Origin of the sequence: Pseudomonas sp. PDM15, assembly GCF_014851565.1 — a bacterium.
Classification (GTDB): domain Bacteria; phylum Pseudomonadota; class Gammaproteobacteria; order Pseudomonadales; family Pseudomonadaceae; genus Aquipseudomonas.
This window is the reverse complement of record NZ_JACVAA010000001.1, coordinates 330,216-346,233: the sequence shown is the minus strand read 5'-3', so window position 1 is coordinate 346,233 and position 16,018 is coordinate 330,216. Positions and strand designations below refer to the sequence as shown.

The 16,018-nt window shown below is 66.6% G+C and carries 15 protein-coding genes; 9 read left to right on the top strand and 6 right to left on the bottom strand.

The features are described 5' to 3' along the window. Positions 1-38 precede the first annotated feature (38 nt). The 3 genes from IB232_RS01595 to IB232_RS01585 are packed head-to-tail and all read left to right on the top strand — an operon-like array spanning position 39 to position 5,076. Entirely contained in the window at positions 39-1,154 is a 1,116-nt protein-coding gene (locus IB232_RS01595; protein WP_192396814.1) for an efflux RND transporter periplasmic adaptor subunit, read from the top strand. Then, positions 1,151-4,240: an efflux RND transporter permease subunit gene (locus tag IB232_RS01590; RefSeq protein WP_192396813.1), complete on the top strand. Its 3,090-nt coding sequence runs from the start codon at positions 1,151-1,153 to the stop codon at positions 4,238-4,240. Before IB232_RS01595 ends, IB232_RS01590 begins: the two co-directional genes overlap by 4 nt. Before the next feature lie 32 nt (positions 4,241-4,272). Further along, a complete protein-coding gene (locus IB232_RS01585; protein ID WP_192396812.1) occupies positions 4,273-5,076 on the top strand; it encodes an oxidoreductase in 804 nt (267 codons plus the stop codon). 151 nt (positions 5,077-5,227) lie between these two features. Here IB232_RS01585 and IB232_RS01580 read toward each other — a convergent pair whose 3' ends face one another. Then, on the bottom strand, positions 5,228-5,404 hold the full coding sequence (locus IB232_RS01580; protein ID WP_192396811.1) for a hypothetical protein: 177 nt from the start codon (positions 5,402-5,404) through the stop codon (positions 5,228-5,230). Positions 5,405-5,512: 108 nt separating this feature from the next. Here IB232_RS01580 and IB232_RS01575 point away from each other — a divergent pair, with 108 nt between their 5' ends. Beyond that, entirely contained in the window at positions 5,513-6,655 is a 1,143-nt protein-coding gene (locus IB232_RS01575) for a glycosyltransferase family 4 protein (protein WP_192396810.1), read from the top strand. 64 nt (positions 6,656-6,719) lie between these two features. Here the strand turns inward: IB232_RS01575 and IB232_RS01570 are convergent, their stop codons facing one another. Together IB232_RS01570 and IB232_RS01565 are read right to left on the bottom strand one after the other, a co-directional pair. Further along, entirely contained in the window at positions 6,720-7,823 is a 1,104-nt protein-coding gene (locus tag IB232_RS01570; protein ID WP_192396809.1) for an NADH:flavin oxidoreductase, read from the bottom strand. Positions 7,824-7,882: 59 nt separating this feature from the next. Next, on the bottom strand, positions 7,883-8,476 hold the full coding sequence (locus IB232_RS01565; protein WP_225592076.1) for a TetR/AcrR family transcriptional regulator: 594 nt from the start codon (positions 8,474-8,476) through the stop codon (positions 7,883-7,885). 151 nt (positions 8,477-8,627) lie between these two features. Here IB232_RS01565 and IB232_RS01560 point away from each other — a divergent pair, with 151 nt between their 5' ends. Continuing rightward, complete coding sequence (locus IB232_RS01560; RefSeq protein WP_192396808.1) at positions 8,628-9,323, top strand: class I SAM-dependent methyltransferase; 696 nt, start codon at positions 8,628-8,630, stop codon at positions 9,321-9,323. 3 nt (positions 9,324-9,326) lie between these two features. On the opposite strand, the gene IB232_RS01555 is transcribed toward IB232_RS01560, so the two are convergent. The 3 genes from IB232_RS01555 to IB232_RS01545 all read right to left on the bottom strand — a co-directional run bounded on the left by IB232_RS01555 (position 9,327) and on the right by IB232_RS01545 (position 11,252). Beyond that, on the bottom strand, positions 9,327-10,064 hold the full coding sequence (locus IB232_RS01555) for a nitroreductase family protein (protein ID WP_192396807.1): 738 nt from the start codon (positions 10,062-10,064) through the stop codon (positions 9,327-9,329). Between the two features lie 91 nt (positions 10,065-10,155). Continuing rightward, the gene (locus IB232_RS01550; RefSeq protein WP_137974368.1) at positions 10,156-10,638 is read right to left on the bottom strand and encodes a glutathione peroxidase; all 483 of its coding nucleotides are present in this window, start codon (positions 10,636-10,638) and stop codon (positions 10,156-10,158) included. A gap of 128 nt (positions 10,639-10,766) precedes the next feature. Continuing rightward, positions 10,767-11,252, bottom strand: a complete 486-nt coding sequence (locus IB232_RS01545; protein WP_192396806.1) for an FKBP-type peptidyl-prolyl cis-trans isomerase — start codon at positions 11,250-11,252, stop codon at positions 10,767-10,769. 14 nt (positions 11,253-11,266) lie between these two features. On the opposite strand from IB232_RS01545, the gene IB232_RS01540 reads away from it, so the two are divergent. The 4 genes from IB232_RS01540 (at position 11,267) to IB232_RS01525 (ending at position 16,015) form a co-directional block, all read left to right on the top strand. After that, positions 11,267-11,542, top strand: a complete 276-nt coding sequence (locus IB232_RS01540; protein ID WP_192396805.1) for a DUF3565 domain-containing protein — start codon at positions 11,267-11,269, stop codon at positions 11,540-11,542. 2 nt (positions 11,543-11,544) lie between these two features. After that, positions 11,545-12,732 (top strand): acetate kinase, encoded by a 1,188-nt coding sequence (locus IB232_RS01535; protein WP_192396804.1) that lies wholly within the window; start codon positions 11,545-11,547, stop codon positions 12,730-12,732. Between the two features lie 29 nt (positions 12,733-12,761). Then, positions 12,762-14,861, top strand: a complete 2,100-nt coding sequence (pta, locus tag IB232_RS01530) for a phosphate acetyltransferase (RefSeq protein WP_192396803.1) — start codon at positions 12,762-12,764, stop codon at positions 14,859-14,861. 245 nt (positions 14,862-15,106) lie between these two features. Beyond that, on the top strand, positions 15,107-16,015 hold the full coding sequence (locus IB232_RS01525) for an acyltransferase (RefSeq protein ID WP_192396802.1): 909 nt from the start codon (positions 15,107-15,109) through the stop codon (positions 16,013-16,015). Positions 16,016-16,018: the final 3 nt, after the last annotated feature.

The following is a 16,018-nucleotide window of genomic DNA, read 5'->3' as shown; positions in this document are numbered from 1 at the left end:
CAAAATGAGGCTCCCTATGACTTCGCGATGGGTTCCTCATGTCTCGCCGCAGCCTCCTTCTGTCCACTCTCATCGGCATGGTGCCGTTTGCGCTGGTCGCCTGCGGCGATCAAGCGCCATCCGATCCACGCACTGAGGCGCCGCTGGTGCGGGTCGCCATTACCCGGTCGGCGGCCCCCGCACCACGTTCATTCACTGGCATAGTCGCGGCCAAGGTCCAGAGCGACCTGGGCTTTCGTGTATCCGGCAAGGTCCTGGAGCGGCTGGTGGATACCGGCCAGTCGGTCAGGCGCGGCCAGGTGCTGCTGCGCCTCGACCCCGTCGACCTGAAGCTCGCCGCCCATGCGCAGCGCGAAGCGGTCGCCGCCGCGCGAGCGCGGGCGCAGCAGGCCATCGACGACGAGGCGCGCTACCGAGCCTTGCGCGGCACCGGCGCGGTATCGGCGTCTGCCTACGATCAGTACAAGGCGGCGGCGGATACGGCCCGGGCGCAGCTCAGTGCGGCCGAGGCCCAGGCCGAGGTCGCGCGCAATGCGACGCGCTATGCCGAGCTGCTGGCCGATGCCGACGGCATCGTCATGGAAACGCTGGCCGAACCCGGCCAGGTGGTCGGTGCCGGCCAGCCCGTGGTGCGGCTGGCGCATGCCGGCCCCCGGGAAGCCGTTGTGCAGCTGCCGGAAACCCTGCGCCCCGCCGTCGGCTCCAGCGCCCAGGCCACGCTCTTCGGCAAGGACGACATCAGCGTTGCGACCCACCTGCGCCAGCTCTCGGACGTCGCCGACCGCCTGACCCGTACCTTCGAGGCGCGCTACGTACTGGATGGCGAACTGGCCAACGCGCCGCTGGGCACCACCATCACCTTGCAGATCGCCAATGGCCAGGCGCATGGGTCGGGCGACCTGCAGGTGCCAATCGGTGCGCTGTACGACGCTGGCAAGGGCCCGGGAGTGTGGATCATTCGGGGCGAACCGGCGCAGGTATCCTGGCTGCCGGTCGTGGTGCAGCACCTGGATGACGAACACGCACGCATCACCGGCCCGCTCCAGCCAGGCGAGCCGGTCGTCGCGCTGGGCGCACACCTGCTGCGCGAAGGTCAGCAAGTGCGGGTGGCCGACCAGCCTGCCGTCGCGGCAGTCGAGGAAGGCCGGCGATGAGCGAAGGTCGTTTCAACCTGTCGGCACTCGCCGTACGCGAGCGCTCGATCACCCTGTTCCTGGTCTGCCTGATCACGCTGGCCGGGCTTATCGCCTTCTTCAAGCTGGGGCGGGCGGAAGACCCGGCCTTCACCGTCAAGGTGATGACCATAGTGACCGCCTGGCCCGGGGCCACGGCCCAGGAGATGCAGGACCAGGTAGCCGAGAAGCTCGACAAGCGCCTGCAGGAACTGCGCTGGTACGACCGCAGCGAGACCTACACCAGGCCCGGCCTGGCCTTCACAACCTTGAGCCTGCTCGACACCACGCCGCCTGCTGAAGTACCGGAGCAGTTCTACCAGGCGCGCAAGAAGATCGGCGACGAGGCGAAGACGCTTCCTGCAGGCGTGATCGGCCCGCTGCTCAACGACGAATACTCCGACGTCACCTTCGCCCTGTTCGCGCTCAAGGCCAAGGGCGAGCCGCAGCGCCTGCTGGTGCGCGACGCCGAGACGCTGCGCCAACGGCTGCTGCACGTGCCGGGGGTGAAGAAGGTCAACATCATCGGCGAGCAGGCCGAGCGCATCTTCGTCGAGTTCTCCCACGAGCGCCTGGCCACCCTGGGCATCGGCCCGCAGGAGGTGTTCGCCGCGCTCAACGGGCAGAACGCCCTGACCCCGGCCGGTTCCGTGGAAACCCGGGGGCCGCAGGTATTCCTGCGCCTGGACGGCGCCTTCGATGAGTTGCAGAAGATCCGCGACACCCCGGTGGTGGCGCAGGGCCGCACGCTGAAGCTGTCGGATGTCGCCAGGGTAACCCGCGGCTACGAAGACCCGGCGACCTTCCTGATCCGCAACGGTGGCGAGCCGGCCCTGCTGCTGGGCATCGTCATGCGCGAGGGCTGGAACGGCCTCGACCTGGGCAAGGCTCTGGGCGACGAGGTGGGTGCGATCAACGCCGAGCTGCCGCTGGGCATGAGCCTGACCAAGGTTACCGATCAGGCCGTCAACATCAGCGCTTCGGTCGACGAGTTCATGGTCAAGTTCTTCGTCGCGCTGCTGGTGGTCATGCTGGTGAGCTTTGTCAGCATGGGCTGGCGGGTGGGTGTGGTGGTCGCGGTGGCCGTGCCGCTGACGCTGGCGATGGTTTTCGTGGTGATGGCGGCGACCGGCAAGAACTTCGACCGCATCACCCTGGGCTCGCTGATCCTGGCGCTGGGGCTGCTGGTGGACGACGCCATCATCGCCATCGAGATGATGGTGGTGAAGATGGAGGAAGGCTACAGCCGCGTACAGGCCTCCGCCTATGCCTGGAGCCACACCGCTGCGCCGATGCTCTCCGGCACCCTGGTCACCGCCGTTGGCTTCATGCCCAATGGCTTCGCCCGTTCCACCGCCGGCGAATACACCAGCAACATGTTCTGGATCGTCGGCATCGCGTTGATCGCCTCCTGGCTGGTCGCGGTGGTGTTCACCCCCTACTTCGGCGTCAAGCTGCTACCTGACCTCAAGAAGGTCGAAGGCGGCCACGACGCGATCTACGACACCCCGCGCTACAACCGTTTTCGTCAGCTGCTGGGCCGCGTCATCGCCCGCAAGTGGCTGGTCGCCGGCTCGGTGGTCGGCCTTTTCGTCGCGGCGATACTCGGCATGAGCCTGGTCAAGAAGCAGTTTTTCCCCATCTCCGACCGCCCCGAGGTGCTGGTCGAGGTGCAGATGCCCTACGGCACTTCCATCGCCCAGACCAGCGCCGCCGCGGAGAAGGTCGAGGCCTGGCTGGCCCAGCAGGAAGAGGCCAGGATAGTCACCGCCTATATCGGCCAGGGCGCGCCGCGTTTCTTCATGGCCATGGGGCCAGAACTGCCCGATCCCTCGTTCGCCAAGATAGTCGTGCGCACCGACAACCAGGACGAGCGCGAGGCCTTGAAGCACCGGCTGCGCCAGGCGATCGCCGAGGGCCTGGCCAGCGAGGCGCAGGTGCGGGTCACCCAGCTGGTGTTCGGCCCCTACTCGCCATACCCGGTCGCCTACCGGATCAGCGGGCCGAACCCGGACAGGCTGCGCGAGATCGCCGCCGAGGTGCAGCAGGTGATGGACGCCAGCCCGCTGATGCGCACGGTCAACACGGACTGGGGTACCCGCGTGCCCACGCTGCACTTCAGCCTGCAGCAGGATCGCCTGCAGGCCGTGGGGCTGACTTCCAGTGCCGTCGCCCAGCAACTGCAGTTCCTGCTCAGCGGCGTGCCCATCACCGCCGTGCGCGAGGACATCCGCACGGTGCAGGTGATGGCCCGCGCGGCCGGGGACATCCGCTTCGATCCGTCCCGGGTCATGGACTTCACCCTGGCCGGCGCCGACGGGCAACGCATCCCCTTGTCGCAGGTCGGCGAGGTGGAGGTGCGCATGGAGGAACCGATCATGCGCTGGCGCGACCGCGTGCCGACCATCACCGTGCGCGGCGACATCGCCGAGGGCCTGCAGCCGCCGGACGTGTCGACGGCCATCAGCCAGCAGCTGCAACCCATCATGGCGAAGCTGCCGAGCGGCTATCGCATCGCGCAGGCGGGCTCCATCGAGGAGTCGGGCAAGGCGAGCAAGGCCATGCTGCCGCTGTTCCCGATCATGCTGGCCGCCACCCTGATCATCATCATCCTGCAGGTGCGTTCGATCTCCGCCATGGTCATGGTATTCCTGACCAGCCCGCTGGGGCTGATCGGCGTGGTGCCCACGCTGATCCTGTTCCAGCAGCCGTTCGGCATCAACGCGCTGGTCGGCTTAATCGCGCTGTCGGGCATCCTGATGCGCAACACGCTGATCCTGATCGGGCAGATCCGCCACAACGAACAGGCCGGCCTCGATCCGTTCCGCGCGGTGGTCGAGGCCACCGTGCAGCGCGCCCGGCCGGTGATCCTCACCGCGCTGGCGGCGATCCTGGCGTTCATCCCGCTCACTCATTCCGTGTTCTGGGGCACGCTCGCCTACACCCTGATCGGCGGCACCTTCGCCGGCACCGTCCTAACCCTGGTGTTCCTGCCGGCCATGTATGCCATCTGGTTCGGCATCCGCCCCGTCAGTCATGAGCCACTCATGGAGGCGCAGCCTGCATGAAACCCCCATCCCATTCATCGAGAGGAATTGCCATGTCGAACTCCAGCGTTGTCGTGACCGGCGTGTCGTCGGGCATAGGTCGCGCCGCCGCAGAGCAATTTGCCAAACGCGGTTGCCGGGTATTCGGCACCGTGCGCAACCCGGCAACGACGCAGCCGATACCCGGTGTCGAGCTGGTCGAGATGGATGTCCGTGACGACGCCTCGGTCAGGCAGGGAATCCAGGCGATCATCGCCCGGGCCGAACGCATCGATGTGCTGGTCAACAGCGCGGGAGTGACCCTGCTCGGCGCGACGGAGGAAACCTCGATCGCCGAGGCCCAGGCGCTGTTCGACACCAACGTCCTGGGCATCCTGCGCACCACCCAGGCGGTACTGCCGCATATGCGCGAGCAGGGCGCCGGGCGCATCGTCAACGTCAGCTCAGTGCTGGGCTTTCTCCCCGCGCCCTATATGGGGCTCTATTCGGCCTCCAAGCATGCCGTGGAGGGGCTATCCGAGACACTGGATCACGAGGTGCGCAGGTTCGGCATCCGCGTCACGCTGGTCGAACCGTCCTTCACCAGGACCAACCTGGACATCAATGCGCCCGAGACGACCGCCAGGATTGCGGCCTACGCCAGCGAGCGCAGCATCGTTTCCCAGGCCATTCAGAAGAACGTGCAGAAGGCGCCTCTGCCCGATGGGGTCGCCGCGACCATTGTCGAGGCCGCTCTGGGGGCCTGGAAAATGCGGCGTACGCCCAAGGGCGAAGCCACTTTGCTGAGAAAGCTGCGCCGCTTCATGCCGATGGGCCCGGTCGATGCGGGTTTGCGCAAGACCTTCGGCATCGGCTAACCCCCATCAATGGACGTAGGGCAGTACCTGCTTATGGGGATCCGGGGTATTCATGCACTCCCGTAGCAAAAGGAGAGGTAAGACTTGGTTAGCTATCGGTGATGCGATGATTGGCCGCTTATGGCCGGAAGGTGACGCTAACGAAGGACTGCTAGAGGCGCAGCTCCTTGCCGTTCTTGTCGCCCAGTTCCTCGACCTGCACGGTGCGGATCAGCGGTAAAGCCGCTTCCGGGGAAACGCACATGCCCTTGACTGCCTGCAGGTAGGTGCACTCACCGATCAGCCAATTCCCCTCTTCCTCTAGAAGCACCCGCAGCGCGCGGCGCACAGGCAGTTGCTCGCTCCTTGTCCACCTGCAGCATAGTTACCGGGCGCCGTCACGCAGCCGTCATCGCAGTGTCACTGGCGCTACATGCGGCCCCACCAGACTGGTGCCATGAATGTCACAAGCCTGCATATCGCCCTGGTCAGCGAGACCTTCCCGCCCGAAGTCAACGGCGTGGCCAACACCCTCGGCCGTTTGTGCCAGGGCCTGCGCGAGCGCGGCCATCGGCTGCAGCTGGTGCGCCCGCGCCAGGCCGACGAGCCGAACCGTAGCGACGAGGAACTGCTGCTGACCCGCGGCTGGCCGTTGCCCGGTTATGCCGGGCTGCAGTGGGGTCACTCCTCGTTGCACAAGCTGCTGCGACGCTGGAAGCGCAACCGTCCAGATGTGCTGTATATCGCCACCGAAGGTCCGTTGGGATTGTCCGCTTTACGCGCCGCGCGGCGCCTGGGCATTCCGGTGGTCAGCGGCTTCCACACTAATTTCCAGCAGTACAGCGACCTCTACGGCTTCAGCCTGCTGACCCGCTTGCTGACCGGCTACCTGCGCTGGTTCCACAATCGCTCGCGCGTGACTCTGGTGCCCAGCCCCAGCCAGCGCCTGGAATTGCAGCGCCGTGGTTTCGAGCGTCTGGAGCTGTTGGCACGCGGCGTCGACGGCCAGCTGTTCCATCCGGCGCGCCGCTCGAGCGAGCTGCGCGCCACCTGGGGCATGGGCGAGGACGAGATCGCGGTAGTTCACGTTGGCCGCCTGGCCGCGGAGAAGAACCTGCAGCTGCTGGTCCGCGCCTTCCGCGCATTGCAGCGCAGCCTGCCGCAACGGCGCCTGCGCCTGGTGCTGGTGGGCGACGGCCCACTGCGTGCACAACTGCAGGAGCAGCTGCCGGATGCACTGTTCTGCGGTGTACAGCGTGGCGATGCGCTGGCCGAACACTATGCCAGTGGCGACCTGTTCCTCTTCCCCAGCCTGTCCGAGACCTTTGGCAACGTGGTGCTGGAAGCCCTGGCCTCGGGCCTGGCAGTAGTGGCTTTCGACCAGGCGGCAGCCGCCCAGCACATCCGCCACGGGCACAACGGCGCCCTCGCCACGCCGGGCGACGAGCAGGCTTTCATCGAGACTGCACGCTGGCTGCTGGAGGACGGCGAGATGTTCCGCCGGGTACGCCTGAACGCTCGCCAGCACGCCGGCAAGCAGGGCTGGCCGGCCATCGTCGAGCAGTTCGAGGAACACCTGCTGCAGGCCAGGCAGGCATAAAAAAGCCCCGGTGTACCGGGGCTGGAAGCGGTCCGCCAAGGCGGACCGGGGGTAAAGCGGGTGATCAGACCAGCTGTTTCAGCGCATCGCGGCTGAACGGCAGGATGTCCTGTTCGCGGTTGTCGCGTACCTTCACGGCCCAGTCCGGGTCGACCAGCAGGGCACGGCCTACGGCTACCAGGTCGAACTCCTGCTTGTTCAGACGCTCCAGCAGGTTTTCCAGGCTGGCCGGCTCGGCCACCTTGTCGGTGTTGACCATGAACTGCAGGAACTCGCCGTCCAGGCCGACGCTGCCCACGGTGATGGTCGGCTTGCCGGTGAGCTGGCGGGTCCAGCCGGCCAGGTTGAGGTCGGAGCCTTCGAACTCCGGCTCCCAGAAGCGGCGGGTCGAGCAGTGGAAGATGTCCACACCGGCGTCGCTCAGCGGCTTGAGGAAAGCACCCAGCTCCTCGGCGCTCTGCACCAGGCGTGCGGTGTAGTCCTGCTGCTTCCACTGGGAGAAGCGGAAGATGATCGGGAAGTCCGGGCCGACGGCGGCGCGCACAGCCTGGATCAGCTCGATGGCAAAGCGCGAACGCTGGGCCAGGTCGCCACCGTATTCGTCGGTGCGCTTGTTGCTGCCTTCCCAGAAGAACTGGTCGATCAGATAACCGTGGGCGCCGTGGATCTCCACGCCGTCCATGCCGATGGTCTTGGCATCCAGGGCGGCCTGGGCGAAGGCGGCGATCACCTCGGCGATGTCCTGCTTGGTCATGCCGTGGACCACGACATTGCCTTCCTTGACCTTCTCGCTCGGGCCAAAGCCCGGCACGCTGGCGTCCGGCTCGGTGCCGGCCTTGCGCACGTTACCCACGTGCCACAGCTGCGGAACGATCTTGCCGCCTTCGGCGTGCACGGCATCCACCACCTGCTTCCAGCCGGCCAGGGCGTCTTCACCGTAGAAGCGCGGCACGTGCGGGTAGCCGTTGGAGGCCTTGTGGCCGACGGTGGTGCCCTCGGTGACGATCAGGCCGACGCCGCCAGCGGCGCGACGACGGTAGTACTCGACCACCTTGGCATTGGGCACGCCACCCGGCGAGAAAGAACGGGTCATCGGTGCCATCACCACGCGGGTCGGGAGTTCCAGGTTTCCCAGGCGGAAGGGCTCGAACAGGGCTTTAACGGTCATGGGGTACTCCTTGGGGCCGGCCAGCTGACCGGTCGTCTCGTCAATGGGCAAAAAAACGGTCAGGGCCGCAGCAGCAGCTCCAGACGGTGAATGAAGGCTTCCAGCGGTTGCAGGCTGCGGCCGACCTTGAGGCGGGCCAGCACGCCCTGCCAGGCGTTGGCGATAAAGGTCGCCAGGTTGTCGCAATCCTCATCGGCCGCCAGCTCGCCGGCGGCGCGTGCCTGCTCCAGGCAGCCCTGCAGGATCTCCACCGAGGCCTGCTGGATGCGCTCGACCTCGGCGCCGATGGCCGGCAGCACTTCGCTCATCTCGAAGCTCAGGCTGCCGATGAAGCAATGGTATTCGGGTTGCTCCTGGCGGCTGAAATGCGCCAGCAGCTCGGTGTAATAGCCGACGATGCGTGCCCGCGGGCTCAGCGCCGGGTTGCTCAGCGCCTCGGTGTAGCGCGCCAGGCGTGGTCCGTAGACGAACTCCAGCGCCTGCAGGGCGAAGTCTTCCTTGCTGGCGAAGTAGTGATAGAAGCTGCCCTTGGGGATGCCGGCGGCCTGGACGATCTCCATCACACCGGTACCGTGGTAGCCACGGCGCGTCATCACCTCCGAGCCCTTGGCCAGGATCAGGTCACGCTTGTCGAGTCGGACTGTATTGTTCATGGCGGCGAGAATATGACCGGTCGTCTCGCTCCGCCCAGCACTATTGATTTCGGTGATTGTGACCAAGAAGCTGGCCCGCGCCCTCGCCGGCCGCCCCTCTTGACACGCAAGGTAGGCTGATACAGAACCCGAACCACTTGAGGAACAGCGCATGCATCGCGACGAGGTCACGGAAATCTTCCAGCAGCAGGCCGCCAGCTACGACAGCCAGTGGGCGAAGACGGCGCCGATCCGCCACTGCCTGCATCTGCTGCTCGACTCGCTGTTCGCCGGGTTGCCGGCCGATGCACGCATCCTCTGTGTCGGGGTAGGAACCGGCACGGAGATGGCCCATCTGGCCTCGCAGAATCCGAACTGGCGTTTCACAGCGGTGGAGCCTTCGGCGGCGATGCTCGCGGTCTGCCGGCAACGGGCGGAGCAGGAAGGCTTCGTCTCCCGTTGCAACTTCCACCAAGGCTATCTGGAGTCGCTACCGGAGTCCGAGGCGCATGACGCGGCCACCTGCTTCCTGGTCTCCCAGTTCATTCTCAAGCCGCAGGCGCGCTCCGCCTTCTTCGCCGAGATCGCCGAGCGCCTCAGGCCGGGCGGCCTGCTGGCCAGCTCCGACCTGGCCGCCGATGTGAACTCGGCCGAATACGAGGTGCTGCTGACCGCCTGGATGAACATGATGGTGGCCGCCGAGGTCTCGCCAGAAGCCATGGCGCGCATGCGTCAGACCTACGCCAGGGATGTCGGGGTGCTGTCGCCGCAGCGCACCGCCGCGATCATCGCCGCCGGCGGCTTCGCCTTGCCAGTGCCGTTCTTCCAGGCCGGGCTGATCCACGCGTGGCTATCGTGGCGCGCCTGAGCCTTAGAGCCAGGTGACGTGCTGCTCCAGGGGAAAGCGCAGGCGCGGGTTGTACACGCCTTTCTCTCCCTGCCGCCCCACCGCCAGCAGCATGATCGGGATGGCCTGGCGCGGGATATCCAGCACCTTGCGTAGGCGCACCTCGTCGAAGCCTTCCATCGGGCAGCTGGCGTAGCCGTGGCTCTGGAAGGCCAGCATCAGGTTTTCCGCCGCCAGCGCGGTCGACTTCACCGCCCAGATGCGCATGTCGGCGTGGCTGTTGGGCTTGCGCATCAGCGGCTTGCGCAGCGCCGCCAGGCGCACCAGCTGGCGCTTGAACAGGCCAAGCAGGCCCAGCGGACCCTGGTTGTACTGGAACGGCGCAGTCTTGGCGTAGAAGCTGCGAATGCGCTGGGGCACCTCGAGCTCCGGCCAGTACTCGACCACGTTGGCGCAGGCCTGTTTCCAGGTATCCGGGCGGGCCAGCAAGGCGATGATCAACGGCGCCTTGGCGGCGTTCTGGCTCATGCACACCGGGTGCAACCGCGCCAGCAGCGCCGGGTCACGGACCACCTGGAAGCTCCACGGCTGCAGGTTGCAGGAGTTGGGTGCGAGCACAGCCAGTTCCAGGCAGTCGCGGATCACCTCGTCCGGCACCGCTTCGGCGGTGAAACGGCGCACCGAACGACGGCTCTCGATCAGCGCACGCAACGCCGCGGGCGAGGCCGTGGGGCTGAGATCGTCAGGGGAGAAACTGGTCATCGCGGGCCTCCTCGGCAGATGCCCCGATTAGGCTATCGGGGTGCCGAGAGGGCAAGACGGCCGGGAGAAATCGGCCGGATGAATGGCGCAATCAGCCTAGGGCTTTCTCGATGGCCTGGATCAGCGCCGGATCGTCCGGCGTGGTGCGCGGCGAGAAGCGCGCCAGCACGCGACCGTCGCGGCCGACCAGGAACTTCTCGAAGTTCCAGGTGATGTCGCCGGGGAACTCGGCGCCCTCGCCCGCCAGCAGGCGATACAGAGGATGGCGACCGGGGCCGTTGACCTCCAGCTTGCTGCCCAGCGGAAAGGTCACCCCGTAGTTGAGGCTGCAGAACTCGCGGATCTCGTCTTCGCTGCCCGGTTCCTGGCCGGCGAACTGATTGCACGGCAGGCCCAGCACGGTGAAGCCGCGCTCGTGGTACTGCTGGTGCAGCGCTTCGAGGCCGGCGTACTGCGGAGTCAGGCCGCACTTGGAGGCGACATTGACCACCAGCACAAGCTGGCCCTTGTACGGCGCCAGTGGCAGATCCTGGCCATCCAGCGCGCGCAGATTGAGATCGTGAAAGGCACTCATGACTGACTCCTTGAGCCTGCGCAGGGGACAAAAAAGGCGCCCGTGGGCGCCTTTTCGGTTAACTCAGCTTAGCAGCCGGGGCCTGGCTTGGAACGACCATAAGTCGTATTGCTGGGCCCGATCACAGATCAGTGATGGTGGCCGCCTTCGCCATGGATGTGACCATGGGCGACTTCTTCGGCGCTGGCTTCGCGCACGTTGACCACCTTGACCTGGAAGTTCAGGCGCTGGCCAGCCAGCGGGTGGTTGCCGTCGACGACCACGTCGTCGCCGTCGATGTCACGCACGGTGACGATCTGCATGCCGCCGTCCGGGCCGGAGGCGTGGAACTGCATGCCCACTTCCAGCTCGTCGACGCCTTCGAACATGCTGCGGTTCAGGGTGGCGACCAGTTCGGCGCTGTATTCGCCGTAGGCTTCGGCCGGCTCGATGGCCACGCTCAGCTCGTCACCGACCTGCTTGCCCTCGAGGGCCTTTTCCAGGCCGACGATGATGTTGCCCGCACCCTGCAGATACACCAGCGGGGCGCCGCCGGCGGAGCTGTCGATCACCTCACCGGCATCGTTGGTCAGGGTATAGTCGATGGAGACAGCCTTGTTGGCGGCGATCAGCATGGAGGGGAAACCTTTTGCTAGAGATTGGAAAGGGAGCAAGTTTACCCGCCATACCGGCCGAAAGCGACCGCGCGCCTGACGGACGGGACGCGCCGGCCATCCTGCTGCTGGGCTTTCACCAGGACGAGGATGGCCACTGGGTGGCCGACCTGTCCTGCGGCCATACGCAGCACCTGCGGCATCAGCCGCCGTGGCAGAATCGGGCCTGGGTCACCGACCCCGTGCAGCGCCAGCGTCTTCTGGGCCAGCCGTTTGCCTGTGGCTGGTGCGCGCAATCGAATAGGGAATAGTCATGCCGGCACGCAATATCCTGGTCATCAACTGCGGCAGCTCGTCGATCAAGTTCGCCCTGGTCAACGAGGCCCACTCGCAATTCACCCTCAGCGGCCTGGCCGAGCGCCTTGGCAGCCCGGACGCGGTGCTGCACTGGCAACGCGGCGGCGAGAAGGACAGCCTGATGCTGCCAGGCGGCGACCACCGCACCGCGCTGCATCAACTACTGCCGCTGGTGCAGGGCGCCGCCGGCGGCAAGCTGCACGGCATCGGTCACCGGGTGGTACACGGTGGCGAGCAGTTCACCGCCGCCTGCCGCATCGATCCCCACAGCCTGCAGGCGATCCGCGCCACCGCGCCGCTGGCACCGCTGCACAACCCGGCCAACCTGCTGGGCATCGAGGCGGCGCTCAAGCTGTTCCCCAACCTCACCCAGGTCGCGGTGTTCGACACCGCCTTCCACCAGAGCCTGCCCGAGCACGCCTATCGCTACGCCGTGCCGGAGTACCTGTACCGCGAGCACGGCGTGCGCCGCTACGGCTTCCACGGCACCAGCCACCGCTTCGTCAGCCGCCGCGCGGCGGAGATGGCCGGGCTGTCCAGCGGCGACAGCAGCTGGCTGTCGGCGCACCTGGGCAACGGTTGCTCCACCTGCGCCATCGTCGATGGCAAGAGCCGCGACACCAGCATGGGCCTGACCCCGCTGGAAGGCCTGGTGATGGGCACCCGCAGCGGTGACATCGACCCCAACCTGCACGGCCACCTGGCACGCACCCTGGGCTGGAGCCTGGAGCAGATCGACAACATGCTGAACAAGGACAGCGGCCTGCTCGGCCTGTCCGCCCTGTCCAACGACATGCGCAGCCTGGAGCAGGCCCGCGAGCAGGGCCACCCCGGCGCGACGTTGGCCATCGAGGTGTTCTGCTACCGCCTGGCCAAGTCCCTGGCGGCCATGAGCTGCGCCTTGCCCCAGCTGGACGGGCTGATCTTCACCGGCGGCATCGGCGAGAACTCGCCGTTGATCCGCAGCAAGACGGTGGCCCACCTGAAGCTGTTGAATCTCGCCCTCGACAAGGAAGCCAATGCGCGCTGCATCCGCGGCGTCGCCGGCAACATCCAGGCCCACGGCCACCTACGGGTGCTGGTGGTGCCGACCAACGAGGAACGGCAGATCGCCCTCGACACCCTGGCCCTGCTCACCGCATGACGGCGAGCGGTACGAACCAAGGAACGCCCATGCATACCTTCTTCATCGCCCCCACCGGTTTCGGCGTCGGCCTCACTTCCACCAGCCTCGGCCTGGTCCGCGCCCTGCAGCGCGCCGGGCTGAAGGTCGGTTTCTTCAAGCCGATCGCTCAGCCGCATCCTGGCGACTCAGGCCCGGAGCGCTCCAGCGAACTGATCGCGCGCACCCACGGCCTGCTGCCACCCAAGTCGCTGCCGCTGGCCCAGGTCGAGCGCATGCTCGGCGATGGCCACCTGGACGAGTTGCTGGAGGAAATCGTCAGCCTGCATCAGCAGGCCGCTCAGGGCATGGATGTGCTGATCGTCGAGGGCATGGTGCCGACCCGCCACGCCAGCTATGCCGCAAGGGTCAACGTGCACCTGGCCAAGAGCCTGGACGCCGAGATCATCCTGGTCTCGGCACCGGAGGGCGAGGAGCCGGAAAACCTCACCGAGCTGTCCGACCGCATCGAGATCCAGGCCCAGCTGTTCGGCGGGCCGAAGGACCCGAAAGTGATCGGCGTGATCCTCAACAAGGTGCGCCACCCGGAAGGCGTGGAGGCCTTCACCGAGCAGCTCGGCCAACTCTCGCCACTGCTGCGCGGCGGCGACTTCCACCTGCTCGGCTGCATTCCCTGGCAGGACGAACTGAACGCCCCACGCACCCGCGACGTGGCCGAACTGCTCGGCGCGCAGATTCTCAACGCCGGCGACTACGAACAGCGCCGCGTGCAGAAGATCGTGCTGTGCGCCCGTGCCGTGCCCAACACGGTGCAGTTGCTCAAGCCCGGCGTGCTGGTGGTCACCCCTGGCGACCGCGATGACATCATCCTCGCCGCCAGCCTGGCCTCGATGAACGGCGTACCGCTGGCCGGACTGATGCTGTGCAGCGACTTCCCGCCGGACCCGCGCATCCTCGAACTGTGCCAGGGCGCACTGCAGGGCGGCCTGCCGGTGATGAGCGTGAGCACCGGCTCCTACGACACCGCGACCAACCTCAACCGCATGAATAAGGAAATCCCGGTGGACGACCGCGAGCGTGCGGAGAAGGTCACCGAGTTCGTCGCCGGGCACATCGATCACGACTGGCTCAAGCAGCGCTGCGGCACCCCGCGCGAGCTGCGCCTGTCGCCACCGGCGTTCCGCTACCAGTTGGTGCGCCGCGCCCAGGCGGCCAACAAGCGCATCGTCCTGCCGGAAGGCAGCGAGCCCCGCACCGTGCAGGCCGCCGCCATCTGCCAGGCCCGTGGCATCGCCCGCTGCGTGCTGCTGGCCAAGCCGGAAGACGTGCACAACGTTGCCAAGGCCCAGGGCATCGAGCTGCCCGAGGGGCTGGAGATTCTCGACCCGGACCTGATTCGCGAGCGCTACGTGCAGCCCATGGTCGAACTGCGCAAGGGTAAGGGCCTCAACGCGCCCATGGCCCTGGCCCAGCTGGAGGACAGCGTGGTGCTGGGCACCATGATGCTGGCCCTGGACGAAGTCGACGGCCTGGTCTCCGGCGCCATCCACACCACCGCCAACACCATCCGCCCGGCCCTGCAGCTGATCAAGACGGCGCCCGGCTACAAGCTGGTCTCCTCGGTGTTCTTCATGCTGCTGCCGGACCAGGTGCTGGTGTACGGCGACTGCGCGGTGAACCCCGACCCGAATGCCGCCGAGCTGGCCGAGATCGCCCTGCAGAGCGCCGCCTCCGCCGAGGCCTTCGGCGTGCCGGCACGGGTGGCGATGATCAGCTATTCCACCGGCGATTCCGGCAGCGGCGCCGAAGTGGAAAAGGTGCGCGACGCCACCCGCCTGGCCCGTGAAACCAACCCCGCCCTGCTGATCGATGGTCCGCTGCAATACGACGCCGCCGCCATCGCCAGCGTCGGCCGGCAGAAGGCGCCGGACAGCCCGGTGGCCGGGCGCGCCACGGTGTTCGTGTTCCCCGACCTGAACACCGGCAACACCACCTACAAGGCAGTGCAGCGCAGCGCCGACTGCGTCAGCGTCGGCCCCATGCTGCAGGGCCTGCGCAAGCCGGTGAACGACCTGTCGCGCGGCGCTCTGGTGGACGACATTGTCTACACCATCGCCCTCACCGCGATCCAGGCAGTACGCGAAAGCTAAGGCCCTTCGTAGAGGGGTGGAGCCGACTCGGGTTTCACCCGTCTACGAGATGCTGCGCTAGAATCCGCCCCCCCGTCGCGCCTGGCCGGCAACGCCTGGCTGACCCTCAAGTCAACCGCAGCACTTGCCGTTCAGTGTACAAGCGTTAACCTTGGCGCCGGACCGACTTGCCGCAAGGAGTGCTGCAGGTTCTCGACCGCATCGGGGCGCACAGAAAGCCCCCTGACCAGGAGCCATTCGAGCCCATGCTGCAATTCCTGCCCGCCCCTCTGCGCGGTGTCATCAGCGCGCTGCTGTTGGCCCTCAATACCCTGATCTGCTGCTGGCCGCTGTTCGCCGTGGCGCTGCTCAAGCTGCTGCTGCCGATCCCGCCGATTCAGCGCGGCCTGCGCTTCGTGATGCACGGCATCGCCGAGTTCTGGATCAGCGTGAACAAGTTCTGGATGAACCTGGTGCGTGACACCCGCAGGGATGTCGAGGGCATCCAGGGCATGGACATGCGCCACTCCTATCTGGTCACCAGCAACCACCAGAGCTGGGTAGACATCCTGGTGCTGCAGTACCTGCTCAACCGGCGCATGCCGCTGCTGAAGTTCTTCCTCAAGCAGGAGCTGATCTGGGTGCCGGTGATCGGCCTGTGCTGGTGGGCGCTCGAGTTCCCGTTCATGAAGCGCTATAGCAAGGAATACCTGGCCAAGTACCCGGAGAAACGCGGTCAGGACCTGGCCACCACGCGCAAGGCCTGCGCCCGCTACAAGAGCAACCCGGTGTCGGTGTTCAACTTCCTCGAAGGCACCCGCCTGACTCCGCAGAAGCACGCCCAGCAACAGTCGCCCTTCAAGTACCTGCTCAAGCCCAAGGCAGGCGGCATCGCCTTCGTGCTGGACGCCATGGGCGAGCAACTGGACGCCATCGTCAACGTCACCATCCACTACCCGTCCGGCAACCCGGGCTTCTGGGACCTGCTCTGCGGCCGTCTGGACCAAGTGGTGGTGCGCTTCGACAAGCTGGCCATACCCGCCGAATTCATCGGCCGCAACTACGACCAGGACGAGGAATACCGCCTGCAGTTCCAGCAGTGGGTCAACCAGCTATGGCAGGCCAAGGATGCCCAGCTGGGCGAGCTGCACCAACAGTTCCCCGGCCGCAGCTAAAGC

Bases quoted from the DNA above. Each gene is read 5' to 3' on its own strand.
- IB232_RS01550 (WP_137974368.1), bottom strand. From the start codon at position 10,638: ATGAGTGCCTTTCACGATCTCAATCTGCGCGCGCTGGATGGCCAGGAT.
- IB232_RS01595 (WP_192396814.1), top strand. From the start codon at position 39: ATGTCTCGCCGCAGCCTCCTTCTGTCCACTCTCATCGGCATGGTGCCG.
- pta (WP_192396803.1), top strand. From the start codon at position 12,762: ATGCATACCTTCTTCATCGCCCCCACCGGTTTCGGCGTCGGCCTCACT.
- IB232_RS01525 (WP_192396802.1), top strand. From the start codon at position 15,107: ATGCTGCAATTCCTGCCCGCCCCTCTGCGCGGTGTCATCAGCGCGCTG.
- IB232_RS01565 (WP_225592076.1), bottom strand. From the start codon at position 8,476: ATGAACAATACAGTCCGACTCGACAAGCGTGACCTGATCCTGGCCAAG.
- IB232_RS01545 (WP_192396806.1), bottom strand. From the start codon at position 11,252: ATGCTGATCGCCGCCAACAAGGCTGTCTCCATCGACTATACCCTGACC.
- IB232_RS01555 (WP_192396807.1), bottom strand. From the start codon at position 10,064: ATGACCAGTTTCTCCCCTGACGATCTCAGCCCCACGGCCTCGCCCGCG.
- IB232_RS01560 (WP_192396808.1), top strand. From the start codon at position 8,628: ATGCATCGCGACGAGGTCACGGAAATCTTCCAGCAGCAGGCCGCCAGC.
- IB232_RS01575 (WP_192396810.1), top strand. From the start codon at position 5,513: ATGAATGTCACAAGCCTGCATATCGCCCTGGTCAGCGAGACCTTCCCG.
- IB232_RS01570 (WP_192396809.1), bottom strand. From the start codon at position 7,823: ATGACCGTTAAAGCCCTGTTCGAGCCCTTCCGCCTGGGAAACCTGGAA.
- IB232_RS01590 (WP_192396813.1), top strand. From the start codon at position 1,151: ATGAGCGAAGGTCGTTTCAACCTGTCGGCACTCGCCGTACGCGAGCGC.
- IB232_RS01535 (WP_192396804.1), top strand. From the start codon at position 11,545: ATGCCGGCACGCAATATCCTGGTCATCAACTGCGGCAGCTCGTCGATC.
- IB232_RS01585 (WP_192396812.1), top strand. From the start codon at position 4,273: ATGTCGAACTCCAGCGTTGTCGTGACCGGCGTGTCGTCGGGCATAGGT.